At 66.5% G+C, this 22,994-nt stretch carries 20 protein-coding genes; 12 read left to right on the plus strand and 8 right to left on the minus strand.

The features are described 5' to 3' along the window. Positions 1-11: 11 nt before the first annotated feature. On the minus strand, positions 12-1,295 hold the full coding sequence (locus ACYU8W_RS14630) for a glutaminase (protein WP_499470184.1): 1,284 nt from the start codon (positions 1,293-1,295) through the stop codon (positions 12-14). Beyond that, positions 1,292-1,879, minus strand: a complete 588-nt coding sequence (locus tag ACYU8W_RS14635) for a 4'-phosphopantetheinyl transferase family protein (RefSeq protein WP_499470186.1) — start codon at positions 1,877-1,879, stop codon at positions 1,292-1,294. Before ACYU8W_RS14635 ends, ACYU8W_RS14630 begins: the two co-directional genes overlap by 4 nt. 232 nt (positions 1,880-2,111) lie before the next feature. Here ACYU8W_RS14635 and ACYU8W_RS14640 point away from each other — a divergent pair, with 232 nt between their 5' ends. Beyond that, positions 2,112-2,942: a uracil-DNA glycosylase gene (locus ACYU8W_RS14640; protein WP_499470405.1), complete on the plus strand. Its 831-nt coding sequence runs from the start codon at positions 2,112-2,114 to the stop codon at positions 2,940-2,942. 70 nt (positions 2,943-3,012) lie between these two features. Here ACYU8W_RS14640 and ACYU8W_RS14645 read toward each other — a convergent pair whose 3' ends face one another. Next, positions 3,013-3,795: an amino acid ABC transporter ATP-binding protein gene (locus tag ACYU8W_RS14645; RefSeq protein ID WP_499470188.1), complete on the minus strand. Its 783-nt coding sequence runs from the start codon at positions 3,793-3,795 to the stop codon at positions 3,013-3,015. After that, positions 3,792-5,243, minus strand: a complete 1,452-nt coding sequence (locus ACYU8W_RS14650) for an ABC transporter substrate-binding protein/permease (protein WP_499470190.1) — start codon at positions 5,241-5,243, stop codon at positions 3,792-3,794. Before ACYU8W_RS14650 ends, ACYU8W_RS14645 begins: the two co-directional genes overlap by 4 nt. 190 nt (positions 5,244-5,433) lie before the next feature. On the opposite strand from ACYU8W_RS14650, the gene ACYU8W_RS14655 reads away from it, so the two are divergent. From ACYU8W_RS14655 to ACYU8W_RS14695, 9 genes are all read left to right on the plus strand, one after another. Beyond that, positions 5,434-8,376, plus strand: a complete 2,943-nt coding sequence (locus ACYU8W_RS14655) for a Na+/H+ antiporter subunit A (RefSeq protein WP_499470192.1) — start codon at positions 5,434-5,436, stop codon at positions 8,374-8,376. Then, the gene (locus tag ACYU8W_RS14660; RefSeq protein ID WP_129624208.1) at positions 8,373-8,801 is read left to right on the plus strand and encodes a Na(+)/H(+) antiporter subunit C; all 429 of its coding nucleotides are present in this window, start codon (positions 8,373-8,375) and stop codon (positions 8,799-8,801) included. The genes ACYU8W_RS14655 and ACYU8W_RS14660 overlap by 4 nt, the downstream gene beginning before the upstream one ends. After that, positions 8,798-10,339 (plus strand): Na+/H+ antiporter subunit D, encoded by a 1,542-nt coding sequence (locus ACYU8W_RS14665; RefSeq protein ID WP_499470194.1) that lies wholly within the window; start codon positions 8,798-8,800, stop codon positions 10,337-10,339. Before ACYU8W_RS14660 ends, ACYU8W_RS14665 begins: the two co-directional genes overlap by 4 nt. Beyond that, on the plus strand, positions 10,336-10,926 hold the full coding sequence (locus ACYU8W_RS14670; protein ID WP_499470196.1) for a Na+/H+ antiporter subunit E: 591 nt from the start codon (positions 10,336-10,338) through the stop codon (positions 10,924-10,926). The genes ACYU8W_RS14665 and ACYU8W_RS14670 overlap by 4 nt, the downstream gene beginning before the upstream one ends. Next, positions 10,923-11,246, plus strand: coding sequence for an MrpF/PhaF family protein (locus tag ACYU8W_RS14675; RefSeq protein WP_170221670.1), 324 nt, complete (start codon positions 10,923-10,925; stop codon positions 11,244-11,246). Before ACYU8W_RS14670 ends, ACYU8W_RS14675 begins: the two co-directional genes overlap by 4 nt. Continuing rightward, positions 11,243-11,617, plus strand: a complete 375-nt coding sequence (gene mnhG / locus ACYU8W_RS14680; RefSeq protein WP_129624212.1) for a monovalent cation/H(+) antiporter subunit G — start codon at positions 11,243-11,245, stop codon at positions 11,615-11,617. The genes ACYU8W_RS14675 and mnhG overlap by 4 nt, the downstream gene beginning before the upstream one ends. A 33-nt stretch (positions 11,618-11,650) precedes the next feature. Continuing rightward, positions 11,651-11,803 (plus strand): hypothetical protein, encoded by a 153-nt coding sequence (locus tag ACYU8W_RS14685; RefSeq protein WP_499470199.1) that lies wholly within the window; start codon positions 11,651-11,653, stop codon positions 11,801-11,803. Positions 11,804-12,055: 252 nt separating this feature from the next. After that, positions 12,056-12,850 (plus strand): ABC transporter ATP-binding protein, encoded by a 795-nt coding sequence (locus tag ACYU8W_RS14690; protein ID WP_499470201.1) that lies wholly within the window; start codon positions 12,056-12,058, stop codon positions 12,848-12,850. Between the two features lies 1 nt (position 12,851). Next, a complete protein-coding gene (locus ACYU8W_RS14695) occupies positions 12,852-15,407 on the plus strand; it encodes an ABC transporter permease (RefSeq protein ID WP_499470203.1) in 2,556 nt (851 codons plus the stop codon). A gap of 115 nt (positions 15,408-15,522) precedes the next feature. Here ACYU8W_RS14695 and ACYU8W_RS14700 read toward each other — a convergent pair whose 3' ends face one another. After that, positions 15,523-17,010, minus strand: coding sequence for an amino acid permease (locus tag ACYU8W_RS14700; protein WP_239702530.1), 1,488 nt, complete (start codon positions 17,008-17,010; stop codon positions 15,523-15,525). Between the two features lie 215 nt (positions 17,011-17,225). Between ACYU8W_RS14700 and ACYU8W_RS14705 the strand changes: the two genes are divergently transcribed. Continuing rightward, positions 17,226-18,980 (plus strand): alpha-amylase family glycosyl hydrolase, encoded by a 1,755-nt coding sequence (locus ACYU8W_RS14705; protein WP_499470205.1) that lies wholly within the window; start codon positions 17,226-17,228, stop codon positions 18,978-18,980. 263 nt (positions 18,981-19,243) lie between these two features. Here ACYU8W_RS14705 and ACYU8W_RS14710 read toward each other — a convergent pair whose 3' ends face one another. The 3 genes from ACYU8W_RS14710 to ACYU8W_RS14720 all read right to left on the minus strand — a co-directional run bounded on the left by ACYU8W_RS14710 (position 19,244) and on the right by ACYU8W_RS14720 (position 21,844). Next, positions 19,244-20,269 (minus strand): phosphotransferase family protein, encoded by a 1,026-nt coding sequence (locus ACYU8W_RS14710; protein ID WP_499470207.1) that lies wholly within the window; start codon positions 20,267-20,269, stop codon positions 19,244-19,246. A 116-nt stretch (positions 20,270-20,385) separates the two neighbouring features. Further along, complete coding sequence (locus tag ACYU8W_RS14715; protein ID WP_499470209.1) at positions 20,386-21,018, minus strand: CoA transferase subunit B; 633 nt, start codon at positions 21,016-21,018, stop codon at positions 20,386-20,388. 1 nt (position 21,019) lies between these two features. Then, positions 21,020-21,844, minus strand: a complete 825-nt coding sequence (locus ACYU8W_RS14720) for a CoA transferase subunit A (RefSeq protein ID WP_499470211.1) — start codon at positions 21,842-21,844, stop codon at positions 21,020-21,022. A 131-nt stretch (positions 21,845-21,975) separates the two neighbouring features. Between ACYU8W_RS14720 and ACYU8W_RS14725 the strand changes: the two genes are divergently transcribed. Next, on the plus strand, positions 21,976-22,968 hold the full coding sequence (locus ACYU8W_RS14725; RefSeq protein ID WP_499470213.1) for a patatin-like phospholipase family protein: 993 nt from the start codon (positions 21,976-21,978) through the stop codon (positions 22,966-22,968). The last annotated feature ends 26 nt before the right edge of the window (positions 22,969-22,994 follow it).

Consider the following 22,994-nt stretch of genomic DNA (forward strand, 5'->3'; position numbering starts at 1 on the left):
CGGGCCCGCGGTCAGACCCGGGGGAGTTCTCGGTACTCGTCGAGGTGCTCGACCCGCTCCGGCGCAGGGTGCTCGGCCGGAACCTTCAGCACACCGTCCGGGTCGACGAGGACGACGCGACACCCCTCCTGCTGCACCCGTCGCAGTCCCTCGGCGATCATCACCCCGGCAACGCGGTCGATTGAGGACACCCGGCGCAGGTCGAGGACGAGGCGTTCGAGATCGGTGTCATCCTCGGCGATCTCGCGCAGCACCAATTCGGCTCCGCTGAAACGCAATTCGCCCTGAAGGCTCAGGACCCGTACCAGATGTCCATCGCTCGTACGCATTCGACGGTCACGACGCACTGCCGACTGCGACTCTTCAGGGCTGTTCATGATGTGCAGACCCAAGTCGCGAGAAAGTCTGCGGCACAGGGTGATTCCACGAACGCTGTTGCCATGATCGTCCAGTCGCGGCGAGAAGGTCGCCAGCCCGACCTGACCGGAGAGCGCGCCCAGAATCCCGCCGCTGACCCCGCTCTTGGCCGGGAAACCGCAACTGGTCATCCAGTCGCCGGCCGCGTCGTACATGCCGCAGGTCATCATCACGCTGAGCACCTGGCGCACCACGTCGGTGTCGACGACGCGTTCGCCGGTGGCGGGCTGCACTCCCCCATGTGCCAGCGTCGCGGCCATGCGGGCGAGGTCGCGGGTGGTCACCCGCAGCGAACACTGCCGGGTGTAGCCGCGGACCACATCGGCCGGGTCGCCGTCGATCACCCCGTAGGAGCGCAGCATGTTGGCGATGGCGCTGTTGCGATAGGCGTCCGCCAGCTCCGATTCGAACACCGCTTCGTCCACGTCCAGTTCACGGTCGGCGAAGGCAGACAGCCCTTGTCGCACCTTCTCGAAACGCTCGTCCGGGTCGCAGTCGAGGCCACCGATGAGCGCGTGACAGGTGAGCGCGCCTGCATTGATCATCGGGTTGAGCGGACGACCTGAGCCGGCCTCGAGCGACAGTTCGCTGAAGGGCTCGCCGCTGGGTTCGACGCCGATGCGTTTCACGACCGCGTCCACTCCGTGCTCCTGCAGCGCGAGTGCATAGACGAACGCCTTCGAGATCGATTGGATCGTGAAGGCGTTGTCAGCGTCACCCGCGCAGTAGAGGCTGCCGTCGGTCGTGCACACTGCGACCGCAAGCTGATCGGGGTCGACGTTGGCAAGTTCTGGAATGTAGTCGGCCAGCGCGCCACTGGTCTCATGCGCGCAGGAACTCAGGATCTCCTCGAGATAATCCGGTACCGGTGTCTTCACGAACCAACCGTAGGACGCCGCCAGGCGACAGCGGCGATGACCCCGTCGAAACCGGTCGGGACGTCCTCGACAACGAGCCCATACACATCCCGCCGATCCCCCGGCCACCCCAACTCACCGTGACGCGCAAACTCCAGCACCACGTCGAGATCGAACGCACCCGCCTTGACCAGGGCCTCGGCTCGCACGAACGCTCGTCCGGTCACGCCCACGTCGGGCACGAGGAGGTCCGGATCGAGGAGGTCGATGTCGACGCCCAGCCTGTCGCCTCGGCAGGCCGCTGCTGCCGAGAAGCCGTGCGCGTGCGCCCACGACACCGACACGTCGTGATTCGTGACGACCGGACGGCCGTGCGGTCCTGCGCAGGAATCGCAACGCTGCACGAAATCGGCCGCCGGCTCCGGGCCACAGACCTGCGCGACAGCGTCCCGAGCAAGAAGCCGTGCAGCAAGGAAATCGTGTCGGTCGCGCGGCCGACGCAACCTTTCCCAACGGGCTCGGTCGCTGCCGGAGATCAGGCGCAACGGGGCGGGCTCGGGGTGCAGCCGCACCACCGAGCGCTGGATCAGCACCACCGGTTCCACGCCACGATCATCCCAGCAGACCTGAACCCCGGGCGCGCAGCAGGCGAACGTGGACTCCTTCTACTTCACCAACATCGCTCCTCAGATGGACAACTTCAACCGGGCAATGCGCGAGGGACTCTGCGGCATGCTCCTCGACGGCCCGACCGAGGAGTGTGACGAGGCGTTCGGCGTAACCGGCGAGCAGACAACCAGGCCGTCGTGCACCGGCGCTCACCCCGACAATGGCTTCATGCCCGATGCCCAGTTCCCCCACCCGATCACCGGACAGCTGTTCCCCTCGCCGGTACCACCGGGAACGGGATGGCCGGGCGATGAAGCCGACGCGTCCACTCCTGTCGCGCACACGTCCGACGAGGTCGCTTCGCTGGCCGGGAGCGCGCCGCATCTCGCCGAACTGGACGCCCGGATCACCGTCTGCCGAGCCTGTCCTCGCCTGGTGACGTGGCGCGAGGAGGTCGCGAACAAGAAGCGTGCTTCCTTTGCCGCACAGCCGTATTGGGGTCGACCCGGTGCCGGCTTCGGCGACCCGGACGCTCGTGTCCTCGTCGTCGGACTCGCACCGGCTGCCAACGGCGCCAACCGCACCGGACGCATGTTCACCGGTGACCGTTCGGGCGACTGGCTGTACGCGGCATTCAACCGCGCCGGGTACGCCGGCCAGGCGTCGTCCGAACACGCGGGTGACGGCCTCGAACTCACCGATCTGCGCATCATCGCGTCCGTGCGCTGCGCCCCGCCGGACAACAAACCGACGACCGAGGAGAGGCGCACCTGTGCTCCGTGGCTCGACCGCGACCTGCAGTTCGCCGAACCGAACCTCTCTTCGATTCTCGCTCTCGGTTCGATCGGCTGGGACTCCACGCTGGCGGCTGCTCGCCGACTGGGCTGGGACGTCCCGCGTCCGAAACCCAAGTTCGGCCACGGCGCAGTCGTGTTGTTGCAGAACGAAACTCGTCAGGTGAAGCTGGTCGGCAGCTATCACGTCAGTCAGCAGAACACGTTCACCGGCCGACTGACCGAGCAGATGCTGGACGCGGCGATCGGACTGCTCGCGCCCTGAATCAGGACGAGCCGCGTGAGAAGGTCGTGCACATGACTTCGGCCCCTCACCGGGTCTCGATCGTGCTCGGTCAGATCGGTTCGAGGATGCGGCGCAGGAAGTCCTGGGTGCGGGGGTTGCTCGGGTTGGAGATGACCTGCGCGGGCGGACCCTGCTCGACGATCAGACCCTGGTCGATGAAAAGCACCTGGTCGGCGACCTGGGCCGCGAACTTCACCTCGTGGGTGACGATCACCATCGACCAGCCCTCCTCGGCCAGATCGCGGATCACCCGCAGGACGTCGCCGACGAGTTCGGGGTCGAGGGCCGAGGTCGGCTCGTCGAAGAGCACCAACTTCGGCTCCAGCGCGAGGGCTCGGGCAATGCCGACGCGCTGCTGCTGACCGCCGGACAGTTGGTAAGGGTATTTGTCGACATGGTCGGCCAGGCCGACCTTGGCCAGCAGGTCGAGCGCCTCGGCGCGCGCCGCTTCCTGCGAAACCCCTTGCACCACAACGGGTCCCTCGGTGACGTTCTCCAGGGCGGTGCGGTTCGGGAAGAGGTTGTAGGACTGGAAGACCATCGCGCTCCGAGCGCCGAGGCGGTTCAACGAAGCCCGCTGCGTCTTCGGCAGACGTCCGCGCTTGTTCGGGCGCACCTGGGAGAAGTCGACGGACGCGTCCGCGACCTCGACGGTGCCCGACTCGGGCAGTTCGAGGCCGTTGAGCGAACGCAGCAGCGTCGTCTTGCCCGAACCCGACGGCCCGAGGATGACGGTCACGCTGCCGGACGGCACGGTGAACGAGATGTCGTCGATCACCCGGTTGTCCCCGAAGGACTTGCGGAGGTTGGAGACCTGCACCAGTTCACTCATGCCACGAACCTGCTCACTCGCTTCTCGATGCGTGCTTGGAAGAACGACAGGACGACGCTGATCAGCCAGTAGTAGAGCGCCGCGAGGCTGTACAGCGTGAAGAACTTGAAGGTCGGGGCCGCCGCGATCTGCGCCTGACGCAGCAATTCGACGACCAGGATCGCCGAGGCGAGCGAGGTGCTCTTGACCAGGTCGATGAGCGTGTTCGACAACGGCGGGACGGCCGTCCGCGCGGCCTGCGGGATGATCACGCGGCGCAACGTCGTCCGATGATCCATGCCGATCGTCCGCGCTGCTTCCCACTGCCCACGAGGCACCGACTGGATCGCGGCCCGGATGATCTCCGCACCGTACCCGGCGACGTTCAGCGAGAAGCCGATGACCGCGGCGGTGAACGGCGCCAATTTCCAACCGAACTGAGGCAGACCGAAGTAGATCAGCAACAACAGCACGAGCACCGGGATGCCGCGGAAGATCGAGATGAACAGCCGTGCCGGCAGGAACGCGAGCGGGTTGGTCGACATCCGCGCGATCGCCACACCGAGCGCGATGATCAGACCGATGACGAAGCTGATGATCGTCAGGGGGATCGTCACCTTGATGGCGGCCCACGCCATCGGCCAGGCGTTCTCGCGGATCATCTTCCAGTCGGTGATCGGCTCGGCCTTGGGGTTGAAGTACTTGTCGTACAGCCGCTGTGAGGTGCCGTCGGCCTTGAGTTCGTTGATGCCCTTGTTCAGGGCGGGCATGTAGCCCGAGTTCTTCCGGGCCGCGAGCACGGACTCCGACTTGTCGTCGGTCTCGGCGACGATCTTCACACCCGGGTTGTCGGTGGTGGCCAGGAAGTTGCGGACGGCCAGCTTGTCGTTGACCACGACGTCGACGCTGCCCTGGCGCAGGTTCTGGATCGCCTTGTCCATGCTGTCGACACCGACGACCTGCGCACCATTCGCCTTCGCCGTCTGCGCCCAGTTGGACGTGAGGTTCTGGCCGGCCCGCTTGCCCTTGATGTCGGACAGCTTCTTGACGGAGTCGTCGTCCTCGGCCACCACGACGACACCGGTCGTCTCGATGTACGGGGTCGACAGGTCGTACAGACCTTCACGCTCGGGGTTCTTGGTGACCTGGTTGGCGACGACGTCGATGCGTCCGGACGACAAAGCCGCGAACATGGAGTCCCACGGCACCTCGACGAACTGGATGCGGACGCCGGCCTTGCGCCCCAGCGCCTCCATGAACTCGACGTCATACCCGGTGAGCTTGTTGCCCTGGTGGTAGCTGAACGGCGGGTACACACCCTCGGTGCCGACCCGCAGCACCTTCGGCAACTCCTGCACGGACGTCGGGGCCGGCGCAGCGGCCGCCGTGCCGCCGGATCCGAGCAACGTCGCGAGGACGACAAGGACGGCCGCGAGCGCAGCGACCGTACGCGAGGTGATGGAACGCATGACGACCAGTTATACGCCGATCGATCGCTACCCACGAATCCCGCTTAGGCACGCAACCGCCCGCAGAGACCCGTGGAATGCCGCCGATGCGCGATTTCGCGCGGCTCACCGATTCGGGATCGAACCGTGCGGACTGTAAAGTGTGGACAATCCCCTTCATGTGAAGCCACCAGACGGAAGGACGCCTGGCGTGCTCTATGCACTCATTGCCGCACACGTGGTGGCGGGTGCATCGACCCCTTGGCTGGCCCGGTTCCTCGGGTCCCGAGCATTCTTCGTACTCGCCCTTGTTCCGTTCGCCGCCGGCGTCTGGTTGCTCACGCTCGCGCCCAGGATCACCTCCGGCGAGACGGTCGACGTCCGCCTGGACTGGATCCCCGGCCTCGGGGTCAGCCTCGACATGTACATCGGGCTGGTGCAGTGGGTCCTGGCGCTGATCGTCTGCTGGATCGGTGCCTGCGTGCTGATCTATTGCCGCTGGTACTTCGACAAGGAGATGCCGGTCCGCAGCGGATCGATCCTGACGATCTTCGCGGGCACGATGCTCGGTCTGGTCACCGCCGACGACCTGATCCTGATGTACGTCTTCTGGGAGCTGACCTCGGTCTTCTCCTACCTGCTCATCGCGCACGACGTGACCCGCCGGGCCAACCGAGGCGCCGCGAACACCGCACTGCTGGTCACCACCGCCGGTGGTCTGGCGATGCTGATCGGCATCGTCGCCCTCGGCCACGAAGCAGGCACCTACTCCCTCAGCCAGATCATCGCCGCTCCCCCGTCGAGCGCGTTGGTGACCGTCGGCGTCCTGCTCATGCTGGTCGGAGCGCTCAGCAAGTCCGCGCTGATCCCCTTCCACTTCTGGCTACCCGGCGCGATGGCCGCCCCGACCCCGATCTCGGCGTACCTGCACGCCGCCGCGATGGTGAAGGCCGGCGTCTACCTGGTCGCCGTGCTCGCCCCGGCGTTCGCCGGCGTCGCCTTCTGGCGCCCGACCGTCCTGCTCCTCGGCACCGCGACGATGCTGGTCGGCGGCTGGCGAGCCCTACGACAGACCGACCTCAAACTCCTGCTGGCCTACGGCACCGTCAGCCAGCTCGGATTCATGGTGCTGCTCGTCGGCGTCGGGACGCGGTCGGCGGCGCTCGCCGGCATGGCCCTGGTGATCGCACACGCGCTGTTCAAGTCGACGCTGTTCATGTGCGTCGGCATCATCGACCACAGCGCGGGTACCCGAAACCTCAACGAACTCAACGGAGTCGGCTACCGCGTCCCATGGCTGGCCGTCCTCGGCGGCCTGGCCGCCCTGTCGATGGCGGGTGTGCCCCCGCTGATCGGGTTCGTCACCAAGGAAGGCGCGTTCGAGTCGGTCACCTACCTGGTCAACGGTGAGCCCCCGTCGGTCAGCCCGCTGGCCGCGATCGTCGTCGCGTTCGCTCTCGTCTTCGGTTCGGCGCTGACCGTCGCCTACAGCCTGCGCTGGTGGTGGGGTGCCTTCGCACCCAAGGACGGCGCCCCCGTGCTGAACTGGCACCGTCCCGCCGTCGGCATGGTCGCCGTCCCCGTCGTCCTCGGGGCACTCAGCCTGGTCGGCGGATTCCTCGGCGCCCCGCTCACCGAACTCCTCGAGCCGTACGCGCAGAGCGTGCGCACCGGCACCCCGAGCCACGGACTCGCCCTGTGGCACGGCCTGGGATGGCCGCTGTTCATGTCCGTCGCCGCAGTCGTCGCCGGTATCGGCCTGTTCCTGGCCCGCGACCGCATCGCCGCCGTCCAGTCGACCTTCCCCAAGACCGTTGCAGCAGAAGAGATCTATCACCGCTCGATGCGCGGCATCGACCGTCTCGCTGTCGAGACCACGGCACGCACACAGCGCGGTTCGTTGTCGATCTACCTCGGCACGATCCTCATCGTGTTCGTCTCGCTGGCCACCTACTCCATGCTGCGCATCCAGCAGTGGCCCTCGGTCCGCCTCGCCGACAGTTGGGCGCAGATCCCGATCGCGATCGTCATGGTGTGGGCCGCGTTCCTCGCGGCCACCTCCCGCGGACGCCTGCGCGCGGTGCTACTCACCGGTGTCACCGGCTACAGCCTGGCGCTGATGTTCATGATCGCCGGCGCCCCCGACCTCGCCCTGACCCAGGTGCTCGTCGAGACCGTCAGCCTGGTCATCTTCGTCCTGGTCATCCGCAAATTGCCGCGCTACTTCACCAACCGCCCGCTGAGCTCCACCCGCTGGTGGCGCGTCCTGGTGGCGCTGCTCGTCGGCACCACCGTCACGCTGATCGCGCTCGTCACCGGCGGCGCACGCACCGCGGCACCGGTCAGCGAGGAGTGGTACGACGCAGCCTACGACTTCGGGTACGGCAAGAACATCGTCAACGTGGCCCTGGTCGACATGCGCGCCTGGGACACCTTCGGAGAGATCTCCGTGCTGGTCATCGCCGCCACCGGTGTCGCCTCGTTGATCTTCCTGCGCTCCCGCACCGCCACCGTCACCCGCACGTCTGAGGTGATGGAGACCCACGACGACGACCACAAGGACGACCGCAACCCCGGCGTCTGGCTGCGTGCCGGGCAGACGCTGTCGCCGCAGACGCGCTCGCTGGTGTTCGAGGTCGTCACCCGTCTGCTGTTCGGACTGCTGATCATCACCTCGCTGTACCTGCTGCTCGCCGGTCACAACCTGCCCGGTGGCGGGTTCGCCGGCGGCCTGGTCGCGGGCATGGCGCTGATGGTGCGTTACCTGACCGCCGGCCGCCACGAGTTGGACGAGGCCGCGCCTTTCGATGCCGGACGTCTGCTGGGCGCCGGACTGTTCACGGCGATCAGCTCCGCCATCATTCCCGTCGCGTTCGGCGGCAAGGTGCTGGAGAGCTACGACCTCCACGTCAACATCCCCGGTCCGGACTCATGGACGACGCCGTGGGGTGCGAACTGGCCGATGTTCGGTGAACTGCACCTGGTCTCCTCGACGCTGTTCGACATCGGTGTGTACCTCGTCGTCGTCGGCATGATCCTCGACCTCGCCCGCAGCCTCGGCTCCGGCATCGACGTCCACGCCCAGGAGGACATCGCCCCCATGCCGCTCGCCTCGTCCACCAAGGCGATCCCCGGTCAGGAGCGTCGTCGATGACCGCGAATCTGACCCTCAGCATCACCGCCGGACTCCTTGTCGCGGCCGGCGTCTACCTGCTGCTCGAACGCTCGCTGTCCCGGATCCTGATCGGGGTGGTGCTCTGCTCGAACGGCGTGAACCTGTTGTTCCTGAACGCAGCCGGCGACGCCGGCACACCACCGATCATCGGCATGTTCTCCCGCGAGACCGCGGCCGATCCCCTGCCGCAGGCCATGGTGCTCACCGCGATCGTCATCACCCTCGCCGTGTCGGCGTTCGTGCTCGCGATGGCGTACCGCAGCTTCCAACTGCACGGTCACGACGAGACGGCGGACGACGTCGAGGACTCCCGCATCCGCGAACTGGCCAAGAAGGACGAGGCGTCCGACTCCTTCGAGGAGACCACCTTCTCCGACAGCGGTGAGGACGTGGTGAGCGAATGAACAACCTGCTCCCCGTCCCCGTCCTGCTCACCATCTTCGGTGCCGGTGTCGCGCTGGCGCTCCCACGTCGTCCGCGCCTGCAGCGTGCCGTCTCGGTGCTGTGCCTTTCCGGCGTCATCGTCGTCGCCGCGATCCTCATGTGGCACACCGACCAGGAAGGTCCGCTGGCGCTGTGGATGGGTGACTGGCCGGCGCCGCTCGGCATCGTGCTGGTGGCAGACCGCCTGAGCGCGCTCATGCTGCTGGTCGCATCCGTGGTGGCCCTCGCCGTCCTGGTGTTCTCCACCGGCGCCGAACACGACGAGCAACGCCGCGACATCCCGGTCTCGATCTACCACCCGACCTTCCTGCTGCTGATCGCCGGCGTCTCCAACGCCTTCCTGGCCGGCGACCTGTTCAACCTGTTCGTCGGATTCGAGATCCTGCTGTTCGCGTCCTATGTGCTGCTCACCCTCGGCGGCACGGCCGACCGCATCCGGGCCGGCACGACCTACATCATCGTCAGCCTGCTGTCGTCGTCGCTGTTCCTCATCTCGATCGCCTCGATCTACGCGGCGACCGGCACCGTCAACATGGCGCAGCTGTCCCAGCGGCTGGGTGACCTGTCCGAGCCGGTGCAGTTGTTGCTGCACATGCTGTTGCTGGTCACCTTCTGCATCAAGGCGGCCGTCTTCCCGCTGTCGGCCTGGTTGCCGGACTCCTACCCCACCGCCCCGGCACCGGTCACGGCCGTGTTCGCCGGCCTGCTGACAAAGGTCGGCGTGTACGCGATCATCCGGACGCAGACATTGCTGTTCCCCGGCGAGCACCTGACCAACCTGTTGTTGGTGGCCGGTTTGCTCACGATGATCATCGGCATCCTGGGCGCGGTCGCGCAGACCGAGATCAAGCGGATGCTGTCGTTCACGCTGGTCAGCCACCTGGGTTACATGATCTTCGGCATCGCGGTCGCCAACCCCGCCGGCCTGGCCGCGACGATCTTCTACACCGCGCACCACATCACCATCCAGGCCACGTTGTTCCTGGTGACCGGGCTGATCGAACGCCGCGGTGGGTCGTCCGCCCTCGACAACCTGGGCGGAATGGCCAAGGTGTCACCGGTGCTGGCGTTCCTGTTCTTCCTGCCCGCGATGAACCTGGCCGGTATTCCGCCGATGTCCGGCTTCATCGGCAAGCTGGGCCTGATGCAGGGCGGTGCCGAACTCGGCACCCCGCTCGCCTGGGTGGTCGTCGTCGGCGGCATCGTCACCAGCCTGCTGACGCTGCTGGCGATGGCCAAGGTCTGGAACCGTGCGTTCTGGGGCACCTCCCCCAGCAAGTACGACGACGAGGAACTGCACGGAGCCGTCGCCGACGACCTGTCCGGCGATCGCCGTCCGATGCCGCCGCTGATGGTCGGTGCGACCGGTGCCCTGGTGCTGTTCAGCCTGTCGCTGACCTTCTTCGCCGGGCCGCTGTACGACTACACCGGCCGGGCTGCGGCGAACCTGACCGATCAGAGTTACGTCCGCGCCGTCCTGGGCGAGGTGCAGCCATGATCAACGCACGCGCCCGGATGCGCTTGCGTCCCGCCGCGGTGCTCAGCATGGCCGTGGTGTGGATGCTGTTGTGGGGGTCCCCGTCACCGGTGGCATTCCTCGGCGGCGTGTTGCTGGGTTGGCTGATCACGATCGTCTTCCCCTTGCCGCCGATCCACCTGTCCGGGCGTCCGCACCTGGTCGGTTGCATCGTCCTGCTCGGTCATCTGCTGCGCGATCTCGTCGTGTCGTCGGCCAGGATCGTCCGCCTGACCTGGGCACGCGAGGTGCATCTTCGCTCCGGCATCGTGCGTACCGAGTTGTTCTCCGACAACGACCTCTACCAGGTGCAGGTCGCCGAACTGACCTCGCTCATTCCGGGCACTGTCGTCGTCGAGATCGTCCGTTCGCCACGACGTCTTTACCTGCACGTGCTCGACCTGGAGGGTGAGAACGCGATCGCCGATGTTCGGCACCAGGTGCTCGAGACGGAGCGGCGGGTACTTCGAGCGTTCGGCACGAAGCAGGAGCAGGACGCCTTCGAGACCGCCTGCGTGAAGCTGCCGCCCACAGCCACCCGCCGCGACGAATGGGAGGTCGAGGAATGACCTTGGTTGCGCACGTCATCATCGGCATCGCAGCCGTCGTGCTCTTCGCATCCGCCCTGATCGCGGTCGGACGCATCGCGCACGGCCCCAGCCAACTCGACCGCAGCGTCGCCGCCGACCTGATGGTCGCGGTCGTCATCGCATCCGTCGGACTCTGGGCGGCGTACTCCGACTCCTCCACCGAGATCAACGTGTTGCTGCTGCTGTCGATGCTCGGGTTCACCAGTGCCGTCGCCGTGTCGCGCATGGTGGCCGACCGAATGGTCAGCCGGCGCCGCTACGAGCAGACGCACCACAGCGACCAGGAGAGCACGTCATGAACGGGTTCCTCGACCTGCTCGGCGCGATTCTGCTGCTGATCGGTTCGCTGCTGTGCCTGGGCGCGGCGGTCACGCTCGTCCGCTTCCCCGACCTCCTGTCGAAACTGCACGGAATCACCAAGCCGCAGGTGCTCGGCATCATCGTGATCGCGCTCGGCATCGCACTGTCGCTGCGCACCTGGTACGCCGTGGGCATCTGCGTGCTGATCGTCTTCATGCAACTGTTCACCGCACCGGTCGCCGGCACGATGGTCAGTCGCAGCGCCTATCGCGCCGGCCTGATCGACTCCGACACCCTCGTCGTCGACGAACTCGCCGAAGACCTCGCCGATTCCGGCTTCGCACAACGCACATCCGACGACAACCAGTAACCCTGCGGTGAGTCGGGCGTCCGCTGAGTCTGCATGGTGACACCTGTCACGGACGACGTCGGCTGTGGCGCCTTCATCCCGATCGTGGGCGCGCTGGTCGCGGTCCCGACTGTGGCGGCGATCAACGTCGTCGCGCACCACCTGCTGGACTCCCCCCGTTGCGGTGACCTTCCGATCAGGATGTGAGGGAGGGAAAGCCGGTGAAGGCATCGCGCAGAGCGAGCAGTGCGCAGCCCGGCGGTGGCTGGAGACAGGGCATGGGCGATGCTCGCGACGGCGCCTGCTGTGCGTGCTGGCCCGACGAGCGAATGTCGGGTAAACCGCAATGCGCTCTACCGGGCTCACGTGAAATGCTCGACGCAGCAGATGCTCCTCGGGGGGGACGACGCACGCTGGACGCGCCCGGTCAGCTCCCCACGCCGATCGAAAGGTTGACCGATGACGGTCCCCGCAGCACCCGTCCGTCAAGCCGCCGCGGTGGCCGAGAACCTCACGAAGACCTACGGCTCGGGTGAGACCACGGTGTACGCCCTGCGTGAAGTCAGCGCGACCTTCGACCGTGGTCAATTCACCGCCATCATGGGACCATCCGGATCCGGCAAATCGACGCTCATGCACTGCCTGGCCGGTCTCGACACCGCGTCGAGCGGGCGCGTCCTCATCGGCGACACCGACCTCAGCGGCTTGAAGGACGCCGCGATGACCAAGCTGCGGCGCGATCGCATCGGGTTCGTCTTTCAGTCGTTCAACCTGGTGCCGACGCTGACCGCGAAGGAGAACATCACCCTTCCGCTGGACATCGCCGGCGCCGCCGTGGACAAGGAATGGTTCGACACCGTCACGCAGCGACTCGGTCTCACCGACCGACTCGGTCACCGGCCCAGCGAACTGTCGGGTGGTCAGGTGCAGCGCGTCGCGTGCGCTCGGGCGCTGGTCGGACGACCGGAGATCATCTTCGGCGACGAACCGACCGGAAACCTGGACTCCAAGTCGTCCGCCGAGGTGCTCTCGATCCTGCGCGGGGCGGTCGACGACTTCGGGCAGACCGTCGTGATCGTCACCCACGACCCGCGCGCCGCGTCCTACGCCGACCGCGTCGTCTTCCTCGCCGACGGACAGGTCGTCTCCGACCAGAGCGGCCTGTCGGCCGATGACATCTACGAGTACATGAAGCACCTGGACGGTGGCGCCGGTCCGTCGTCCCCGCACACCGCCCCGACCCAGGGACGCTGACATGGCGAACACCATGCGCAAGGTGTCCTTGCGGAATCTCGGCGCGCACAAGCTGCGCCTGCTGCTCACCGTCCTGTCGGTCGTACTCGGCACATCGTTCGTGGCCGGCTCACTGGTCTTCACCGGCACCGTCGGCAAGTCGTTCAACGACCTGTTCGACAACGTCGCGGTCGGGGTGGATGCCCAGGTCACCTCCAAGAACGAGAGCGGTGGGGTCAGCACCGACCTCGGCATTCCCCAGTCGGACGTCGATCGGATGCAGGCGCAGAAGCGCCGCCTCGGCGTGGACAAGGTGCAGCTCGGCTACACGGGGACGATCGTCGTCGCCGACGCGAGCGGCAAGGCGATCCAGACCGGCGGCGCGCCCAGCGTCGGATCGAACTGGGTGCCGAACGACCAGGCGTTGGACCCGAACGGCGTCCGGATCATCGAAGGACGTGCCCCGCAGGCACCGAACGAGATCATCCTCAACCAGGACGCGGTCAAGAAGGGCAAGCTGAAGGTCGGCTCCCGGACCAAGGTGGTCGCCACCAACGGCAACGGTGAGCCGATGGACGTCACGGTTGTCGGCGTGACCAAGCTGTCGACCGCCGCCAGCGGGTACACCGAAGCCGACTTCACCACCGAGGGCGCCCGACGACTGTTCACGGACGGTGAACACGTGTCGACCGTCTCGCTCAGCGCCGTCGACGGCGTCTCCCCCGAACAGCTGAAACAGCGTGTTGCACAGGCCTTTCCGGACCTGAAGGTGACGACGGGCGACGAGGTGCGCAAGCAGGCGAAGGACTCGATCAACCAGTTCCTGCAGATCTTCAACTACATCCTGTTGTCGTTCGCGGCGATCGGCCTGATCGTCGGCACGTTCATCATCTACAACACCTTCTCGATGATCGTCGCGCAGCGGGTGAAGGAACTCGCGCTGCTGCGTGCGATCGGTGCCGGTCGCGAGCAGATCACCCGGTCGGTGCTCTTCGAGGCGTTCGTGGTCGGGCTGATCGGGTCGGTGATCGGCTTCGCGGTCGGCATCGGTCTGGCGGCCGGGTTGCAGGCGTTGCTGTCGTTGACCGGCTCGGGGCTGCCCGAAGGAGCGTTGGCGATCTCGCCGGTGGCGCTCGTCGCCTGTCTGCTGGTCGGCGTGCTGGTGACGATGGTGAGTGCGTACGCACCGGCTCGCCGCGCATCCAAGGTCGCTCCGGTCGAGGCGATGCGTGAGAGCCAAACCGACGGCGCCGCATCGCTCAGGCTGCGCACGTTGATCGGTGCAGTGCTCGCCGTCCTGGGTGCCGCCGCCATCGCGATCGGCGCAACCGGCAAGGGCGGACAGGCGGCGGGCACGGTCGGCCTCGGCGCCGTCCTGCTGATCGTCGCCATCATCATGGGATCGCCCGCCCTGTCACGTCCGATCATCGGCGCGCTCGGTGCGGTCATCGCCCGACCGTTCGGCAAGCTCGGCAACCTGGCCCGCACCAACGCCGTCCGCAACCCGCGCCGGACGGCCGCGACAGCGTTCGCGCTCACCCTCGGGCTGATGCTGGTTGCCGTGATCGGCACTCTCGGATCGTCCTTCAAATCGACGATCGACGCAGCTGTCAAGAGCGACATCACCGCCGACGTCATCCTCATCGGCAGCGAACGCGGCGTTCCGCCGGCGAGCGCCGCCGCCGTCGCCGCGGTGGACGGCGTGCAGGACGTGGTGCAACTGCGTAACGTCCCGGCGAAGGTCGACGGGAAGAATGCCGTCGGCACGGCGCCCAGCGGCGACCTGGGCAACGTGATGAAGCTCAAGATGGTGCAGGGCAGTTCCAATCTCGGCGGCAACGACCTGCTGGTCTCGGACAAGCAGGCGACCGAGCCGGGTTGGAAACTGGGATCGAAGGTGCGTCTGCAGACCGTCTTCGGCACCAGCACGACGGCGACCGTCACCGGTGTGTACCAGGAGAGTCCACTCTCGGGTCCGTACCTGATCGGCGAGGACGCGTACGCGGCCCTTGTGCCCAAGCAGTTGCAGTCGTCGTTCGTGACCCTGGTCAAGGTGGAGGACGGCGCGGACGTCCCGCCGGTGCAGGAACGCATCGGCGAGGCGACGAAGGACTACCTGACGATCAAGGTGCAGACACCGAAGGAGTTCGCGAACTCCCAGTCGGGTCAGATCGACCAGATGCTCACCGTGCTCTACGGGATGCTCGGTCTGTCGCTGCTGATCGCGGTGCTCGGCATCATCAACACGCTCGCGTTGTCGGTGGTCGAGCGCAAGCGCGAGATCGGCATGCTTCGTGCGGTCGGAATGTTGCGCAAGCAGGTGCGCCGGACGATCTACCTGGAGTCGATCCTGATCTCCATCTTCGGTGCTCTGCTCGGCATGGTCATCGGCGTCGCGATCGGCTGGTGCCTGGTGCGCACCTTCCGCGAGTGGATCCCGGACATCCAGGCGGTCATCCCGTGGGGAACGATCCTGTTCACTTTGGCGATGTCAGCAGTGGCCGGTGTGCTGGCCGCACTGTGGCCGGCCATCCGGGCGGCCCGCACCAAGCCGCTCGAAGCGATCGTCGATCTCTAGATCACCGGCAGGACGTCCGCCCAACGCGAATGTGAACGCTGCCCCTGACAACGAAAAAAGACGAACGGGCGAGCTCCTTGGAAGGAGCCCGCCCGTTCGACATCTCCGGTCGACGTCAGAGATTCGCCTTCTCCGTCGCCGGACCGGTGTAGCCCTTGGCCAGCCGGCTGCGGTGATAGCCGTAGACGAAGTAGATGACGAACCCGAGCACCAACCAGATGAGAAAGCGCAACCAGGTCTCGACCGGGAGCGTGAGCATGAGGTAGCCACAGATCAACGCCGAGATGATCGGCAGCACCGGGCTGAACGGCACCTTGAACGGGCGGTGCATGTCGGGACGCTTCTTACGCAGCACCGGGACCGCGATCGACACGAGGAAGAACGCGCTCAACGTGCCGATGTTGATCATGTACTCCAGTTCGCCGATCGGGGTCAGCGCGGCGACCAGGGCGATGACCAGGCCCAGACCCATCGTGATCCGCAGCGGGGTTCCGGTCTTCGGGTTCGTCTTGCCGAGGCTCTTCGGCAGCAGCCAGTCACGCGACATCGCAAAGATGACACGCGAGGCGCCGATCAGCAATGTCATGACGACCGTGGTCAGACCGGCGACCGCACCGGCCGCGATCAATGTCGCGAACCCGTCCTGCCCGACCGCTTCGAAGGCCTTCGACAGGGACGCACTGGGTGCGATCTCGTTGTAGGGCTGCATACCGGTCAGCACCAAGGCGACGCCGCAGTAGAGCAGGGTGCAGATGATCAGCGAACCGATGATGCCGCGCGGCAGGTCGCGAGCGGGGTTCTCGGCCTCTTCGGCGGTGGTCGCGACGACGTCAAAACCGATGAACGCGAAGAACACCAACGAGGCTCCGGCCATGATGCCCGCGATACCGAAGTGTGCTGGTGTCATGCCGAAGATCCACTCGGTCAGCGGCTGCTTCCAGACGTCCGTGGTGCCCTCGGCCGGCTTGCTGTCCGGGACGAACGGCGTGTAGTTCTCCTTCTTCACGTAGAACAGACCAGCGACGATCACGAACAGGACGATGAAGACCTTCAGCGCGACGAGTGCGAGGTTGACCCGCAGCGACTCCTTGATACCGACGCTGACCAGGATCGTCAGCACCGCGACCAGGAGAAAGGCGGGAAGGTCGAAACTCGAGCCGTACGCGATCGACTCGGGCATCGACCAGCCCATCTGTTCGAAGAACACTCCGAGATAGGCCGACCAACCCTGCGCGACGACAGCTGCACCGAGCATCAACTCGAGCAGGAGGTCCCACCCGATGATCCACGCGATGATCTCACCCAGTGATGCATAGCTGAAGGTGTAGGCCGAGCCGGAGACCGGGATCGCCGACGCGAACTCCGCATAACAGAGGGCAGCCAGGCTGCAACAGAACGCGGCGATGATGAAGGAAAGAACCACTGCCGGACCGGCGAGTTCGTTGGCGGCTTTACCGGCCACCGTGAAGATGCCTGCGCCGATGACGACGCCGACGCCGAACACCGTGAGGTCGAGCGCGGTGAGCCGCTTCTTGAGTTGGTACTCCGGTTCGTCACCCTCGGCGATCGATTGCTCGACCGTCTTCGTACGCATCATGCTCATGGCGAGAGCCTTCCTGCTGGTGCTGCCCGAGTCGACAGTTGAATCTACGACTGCCTGACCCCCTGGGCCAGAGTGAGAAAGGGAAAATTTCGCACTCGTCGGGAGTACCCAGTGGTATCGCCCACATTCCGGTCACCCCGCCCGGCGTCCGTCGCCACGTACGCTGGCGCACGGCCGTCCGGCCGGGCAGTTCGCGTCGAGTTCAGGAGACACCGATGGGTCAGCAGGCAGGGATGGGAGCGATCCCCTTCGAAGGCGGCGTCGCCTTCCGAGTGTGGGCTCCCCACGCAGAACGCGTGGCCGTCGTCGGCGACTTCAACGGCTGGGACGGCGGCGCGACCGTCATGGAGTCCGAGGGCAACGGTCACTGGTACGCCGAGACCAAGGCGGAGGTCGGCCAGGAGTACAAGTACGAGCTCACCGCCGGCGGTCAGTCCTTCCAGCGCATCGACCCGTATGCCCGCAAGGTGACCAACTCGGTCGGCAACGGGATCGTCTACGACCACGGCACGTACGACTGGGGCAACGACGCCCCCAAGCTCGACTCGATCGACGACGTGGTCATCTACGAATTGCACGTCGGCTCGTTCAACGCCGAGCAGGGACGCGGCTCGTTCGAGTCCGTCGGCGAGCGCCTGGACTACCTGAAGTCGTTGGGAGTCAACGTGATCGAGCTCATGCCGGTCATGGAATGGGCAGGCGACGACTCCTGGGGGTACAACCCGGCCCACCTGTTCGCGGTGGAATCAGTGCTCGGCGGGCCCGACGGTCTGAAGAATCTCGTCAAGGCCGCGCACGAGCGTGACCTCGCGGTCATCGTCGACGTCGTCTACAACCACTTCGGTCCGAGCGACCTGCCGACCTGGCAGTTCGACGGTTGGTCGGAGAACGGCAAGGGCGGCATCTACTTCTACAACGACGAGCGGTCCTCGACGCCGTGGGGCGACACCCGCCCCGATTACGGACGCCCGGAGGTGCGCGCGTTCATCCGCGACAACGCCCTCATGTGGTTGCGCGATTTCCACGCCGACGGTCTGCGGTTCGACATGACGCCGTACATCCGCAGCAAGGACGGCTCAGGCATGGACATCCCCGAGGGTTGGGCGATGATGCGGGAGGTCAACTCCGCTGTGCGACAGGAGTTCCCGGACCGCATCCTGATCGCCGAGGACATGCAGCAGAACCCCGCGGTCAGCTCGACGGACGAGGCCGGCGCCGCTTTCCACGCCCAGTGGGACGGTGCGTTCGTGCACCCGGTGCGTGAGGCGCTGAAGGCGTCCACCGACGAACACCGCTCGCTGGAGGCACTCGCAGGAGCGATCCTGCAGAAGTACAACGACGACGCGTTCCAGCGGGTCATCTACACCGAGTCGCACGACGAGGTGGCAAACGGCAAGGCGCGCGTGCCGCTGGAGGTCGCGCCCGACGACACGTCCGGCGAGCTCGCCCAGAAGATGGCCACGCTCGGTGCCGCGACGATGCTGACCTCCCCCGGCATCCCGATGCTGTTCATGGGTCAGGAGTTCCTGCAGGACGGCTGGTTCCAGGACACGGTCCCGCTCGACTGGTCGCTCACCGAGCAGGTGCCCGGCGTGGTCGACATCTGGCGCGACCTGATCGCGTTGCGCCGCAACGCAACCGGACGCAGTGCCGGACTGCGTGGTCAACACACCGAGGTCGTCAGCGCGGACGACCACGCCAACGTCATCGCCTACCACCGCTGGGCGCAGGGCGGCCCGAACGACAGCGTCGTCGTGGTGCTGAACTTCAGCGGCGAGGCACGCTCCGACGTTCCGGTGCGCTTCCCGGGCGCGGGTGGTTGGGAACTGTTGCTGAACACCGACGGCACGAGCTACTCCGACGAGTTCGGTTCAGTCGCAGCAGGATCGGTGACCGCGGAAGGCGAGCCGGCTGCAGCGACGGTCAACATCGGCCCGTACTCGGCCCTCGTGTTCGGCTACACCGGCTGAGCCCCAGCGCATCTCGCCTTGGTTTCGGCACGTGGGGGTTCGCAAGCTCACCCCCACGGCTCAACCAGCGGCGGTGGTCGAGCTACGCCGCCGACGAAGCAGGCAGCGAGCACGGTGGTCCACGACGAGAACCTCGTCAAGGCCGTCGGCAACCAGAAGTCGTCCGTGACCGCCTCGCTGGTACAGATCGGTCGTCGCGGCGCTGGTGACCGTAGTCATCATCCTGCTTGCCCGCCGCGACGAACGACGGTCAGCCACGTAGCTCATGCGTCGAGGGTGTCCAGACCCTTCTGGGAGATGTGCTTGACGAGGTGGTCGAGTTCGCCGAAGTTCTGGCCCGCCATCGAACCGGCCTTCTGCCGGGCGTTGATGCCCTGGACGATGCCGGCGAGCTTGAACGCGGCGAACGCCTCGTAGAAGCCGAGATCCGACAGGTCGAGCCCGGTGCGCTCGGCGTACCGCTTCTTGACGAAGTCGCGTCCCGGGAAGCCCGGCGTGCGGGTGATGGACGGTGTGATGCCGACCGGCTCGTCCGACTCCTCGACCCAGTAGAAGAGGGTCAGCGCCAGGTCGGCGAGCGGGTCGCCGAGCGCCGAGAGCTCCCAGTCGAGGACCGCGGCAACGGTGCGCGGGTCCTTCGGATCCATCATGCAGTTGTCGAGCCGGAAGTCACCGTGGATGACCGAAACCCGCTGCGGCGCAGGCGCCCCCGAGGACAGGCGGCGTCCGAGCTCGTCCATCTGCGGAATCTCGATGGTCTTCGAGCGCTGCCACTGCTCGGTCCAGCGACGCACTTGGCGCTGCATGAACCCCTCGGCCTTGCCGAAGTCGGCAAGCCCGACAGAGTCGGGGTCGGTCAGGTGCAGCGCGGCCTGAGTATCGACCAGCGCCCCCGCGATGCGCTGCATGTCGTCGACCGAGTCGGCGTATCCCTCGGGGAATGCTTCGCGGATCACGTGACCGTCGACCTTGCGCATCACATAGCAGGGCAGTCCGAGCAACTCGCCTTCGTCGACGAGCACGATCTCGGGCACCGGCACCGACGTGCCGGCGAGCGCCTTCTGCACCCGCGCCTCACGACCCATGTCGTGAGCACTCGGCAGCAGCTTGCCCGACGGTGGACGGCGCAGGATGAGTTCGCCTGCGCCGGAGCGCAGTTCGAAGGTGAGATTGGACTTGCCGCCCGCGATCAGCTTGGCCTCGAACTCACTCCATGCCTCGTCACCGGTCGCTTCGGCCAACGCGGGCCCGAGGTGCTCCGGACGCACCAACTCGTCGTACTCACTCACCGCATGTCTCCTCAAAAATCGCCACCGACGCCGATGGTCAGCAGATTACGTGGCCGCCCTCTGGCGAGACCCTGCGGGACGCGCGACGACGTCGATGCCCGCACGCCTCGGCGAGGTCAGGCGAAGGTCAGCGGAACGCCGGTCTTCTCCTGCAGTTCCTCCTGCGACAGACCATCGACGATCTCCCGGACGACGAGACCGTCGTCGGTCACGTCGATCACCGCGAGGTCGGTGATGATGCGCTGGACGACTCTCTTGCCGGTCAGCGGCAACGAGCACTCCTGCACGATCTTGTGGCTGCCGTCCTTGGCGACGTGCTCCATCAGCACGATGACCTTCTTCGCGCCGTGGACCAGGTCCATCGCCCCGCCCATTCCTTTGACCATCTTGCCGGGGATCATCCAGTTGGCGATGTCGCCGACCGCGCTCACCTGCATGGCGCCGAGGATCGCGGCGTCGACCTTGCCGCCGCGGATCATCCCGAAGCTGGTCGAGGAGTCGAAGATGCTCGCCCCCTTTCGCAGGGTGACCGTCTCCTTGCCGGCGTTGATGAGGTCGGCGTCCTCCTCCCCCTCGAAGGGATAGGCACCGGTGCCGAGGATGCCGTTCTCGGACTGCAGCACGAGTTCGACGTCGTCGGCCACGTAGTTGGGCACGAGCGTCGGCAGGCCGATGCCGAGATTGACGTAGTCGCCGTCCTGCAGCTCCTGCGCCGCACGACCCGCCATCTGTTCACGGGACAGAGCCATCTCAGGCCTCCTTGCTTTCTGCGACGTTCTCCGAGCCACCGGCCGCGCCGGCGCCCGGACGCTGACGGGTGGTCGTGCGCTCGATCAACTTGTCCTGCGCCTGCTCGGGCGTCAGGGGCACGACGCGGTGGACGTAGATGCCCGGCAGGTGCACTTCGTCCGGCTCGATCTCACCGGGCTCGACGAGGTGCTCGACCTCGGCGATCGTGACGCGCCCGGCCATCGCACAGGCCGGGTTGAAGTTGCGGGCCGACGTGCGGAAGACGAGGTTGCCGTGACGGTCACCCTTGCAGGCACGCACCAGCGCGAAGTCGGTGACGATCGACTCCTCGAGCACGTACTCGTGCTCTGCGCCGAGGCTGTCGAAGGTGCGGGTCTCCTTCGGCGGCGACTCGATCTCGGTACCTCCGTCGGCGTCGTACTTCCACGGCATGCCGCCCTCGGCCACCTGAGTGCCGACACCGGTCTGCGTGTAGAACGCGGGGATGCCGGCACCACCGGCGCGCATCTTCTCGGCCAGGGTGCCCTGCGGGGTCAGGCGAACCTCGAGCTCGCCGGACAGGTACTGCCGCGCGAACTCCTTGTTCTCACCGACATAAGACGCCTGGACGAGGCTGATCCGCTTGTCGGCCAACAGGATTCCCAGGCCGGCACCGTCAACGCCGCAGTTGTTGGAGATCACTTTCAGGTCGTCCGCGCCGGCGTCGTGCAGCGCCTTGATGAGAACCGTCGGGATGCCGCAGAGCCCGAATCCGCCGACCGCGAGCGAGGAACCGGGGCCGATGTCGGCCACCGCCTGCGCCGCGGACGCAACAACCTTGTCCATGACCGCACTTTCGTTGTGTCGAGGTGAACCAGCCTCGATGCTATCCATCATGTGACCGCGGTCACCATGGCGGCCACACACGGTGCCGGCAGCCGACTGGTGCCACGCCACACCGTCCTACAGTTGCAGTCATGACACCCGGGAAGAGAGTTGCCATCGCACTCGGCTCCGGTGGTGCCCGCGGCTACGCCCACATCGGCGCCCTCGAAGTGATCGCCGAACGCGGCCACGAGGTCGTCACGATCGCCGGCACCTCGATGGGCGCTCTCGTCGGCAGCTTCGCCGCGTCCGGCCGGATGGACAACCTCAAGGAGTGGGCGCTCAGTCTCACCCAGCGCGACATCCTGCGGCTGGTCGACCCGAGCCTCGGCGGCCCGGGTGTGGTCCGAGCCGAGCGCATCCTGACGAAGATCGGTGCACTGCTTGCCGATTCGCAGATCGAGGACTTCCCGATCCCGTTCACCGCCGTCGCCACCGACCTCGACGGACGCCGCGAGGTGTGGTTCCAGAAGGGTCCGGCCGACATCGCAGTGCGTGCATCGATCGCGATGCCCGGAGTCATCCACCCGATCACCGTCGACGGACGAATGTTGGTCGACGGCGGCCTGATGAACCCGATCCCCGTCGAACCCACGCGCGCGGTGTCCTCCGACATCACGATCGCGATCTCGCTCAACGGTGTTCGCCAAAGTCAGGGCGTGAACGAGGGTGTGCCGCTCTCGCCGCTGCGCACCATCATCGGAAGCAGCGAGGCGTTGACCCGAGGAGCTCGCCGAGTTCGCCGGAGCACCAACGAGATCCTCGAGACGCCGACGATGCAGCGGTTGTCTGCGCGACTGACCGCCAACCGTGCGGCCGAGGACGCCGACCTGGACGCCGACCCGCTGGCACGTCTGCTCGGGTCGCGCATGCCGAAGGACCTGTCGACGATCGAGATCTTCAACCGCTCGTTCGACACGATGTCGTCGCTGGTCGCGCGGTACCGGATGGCGTCCAACCCGCCGGACGTCCTGGTCACGTTGCCCTCGGACGCGTGCCGAACGCTGGAATTCCACCGCGCCGCGGAGATGATCGAACTGGGTCGGATTCTGACCGCCGAAGCCCTGGACGCCCAAGGGCTCTGAGCTGAACAGCGTCCGGCTGAGTCCCA

This window comes from Yimella radicis (assembly GCF_054778255.1).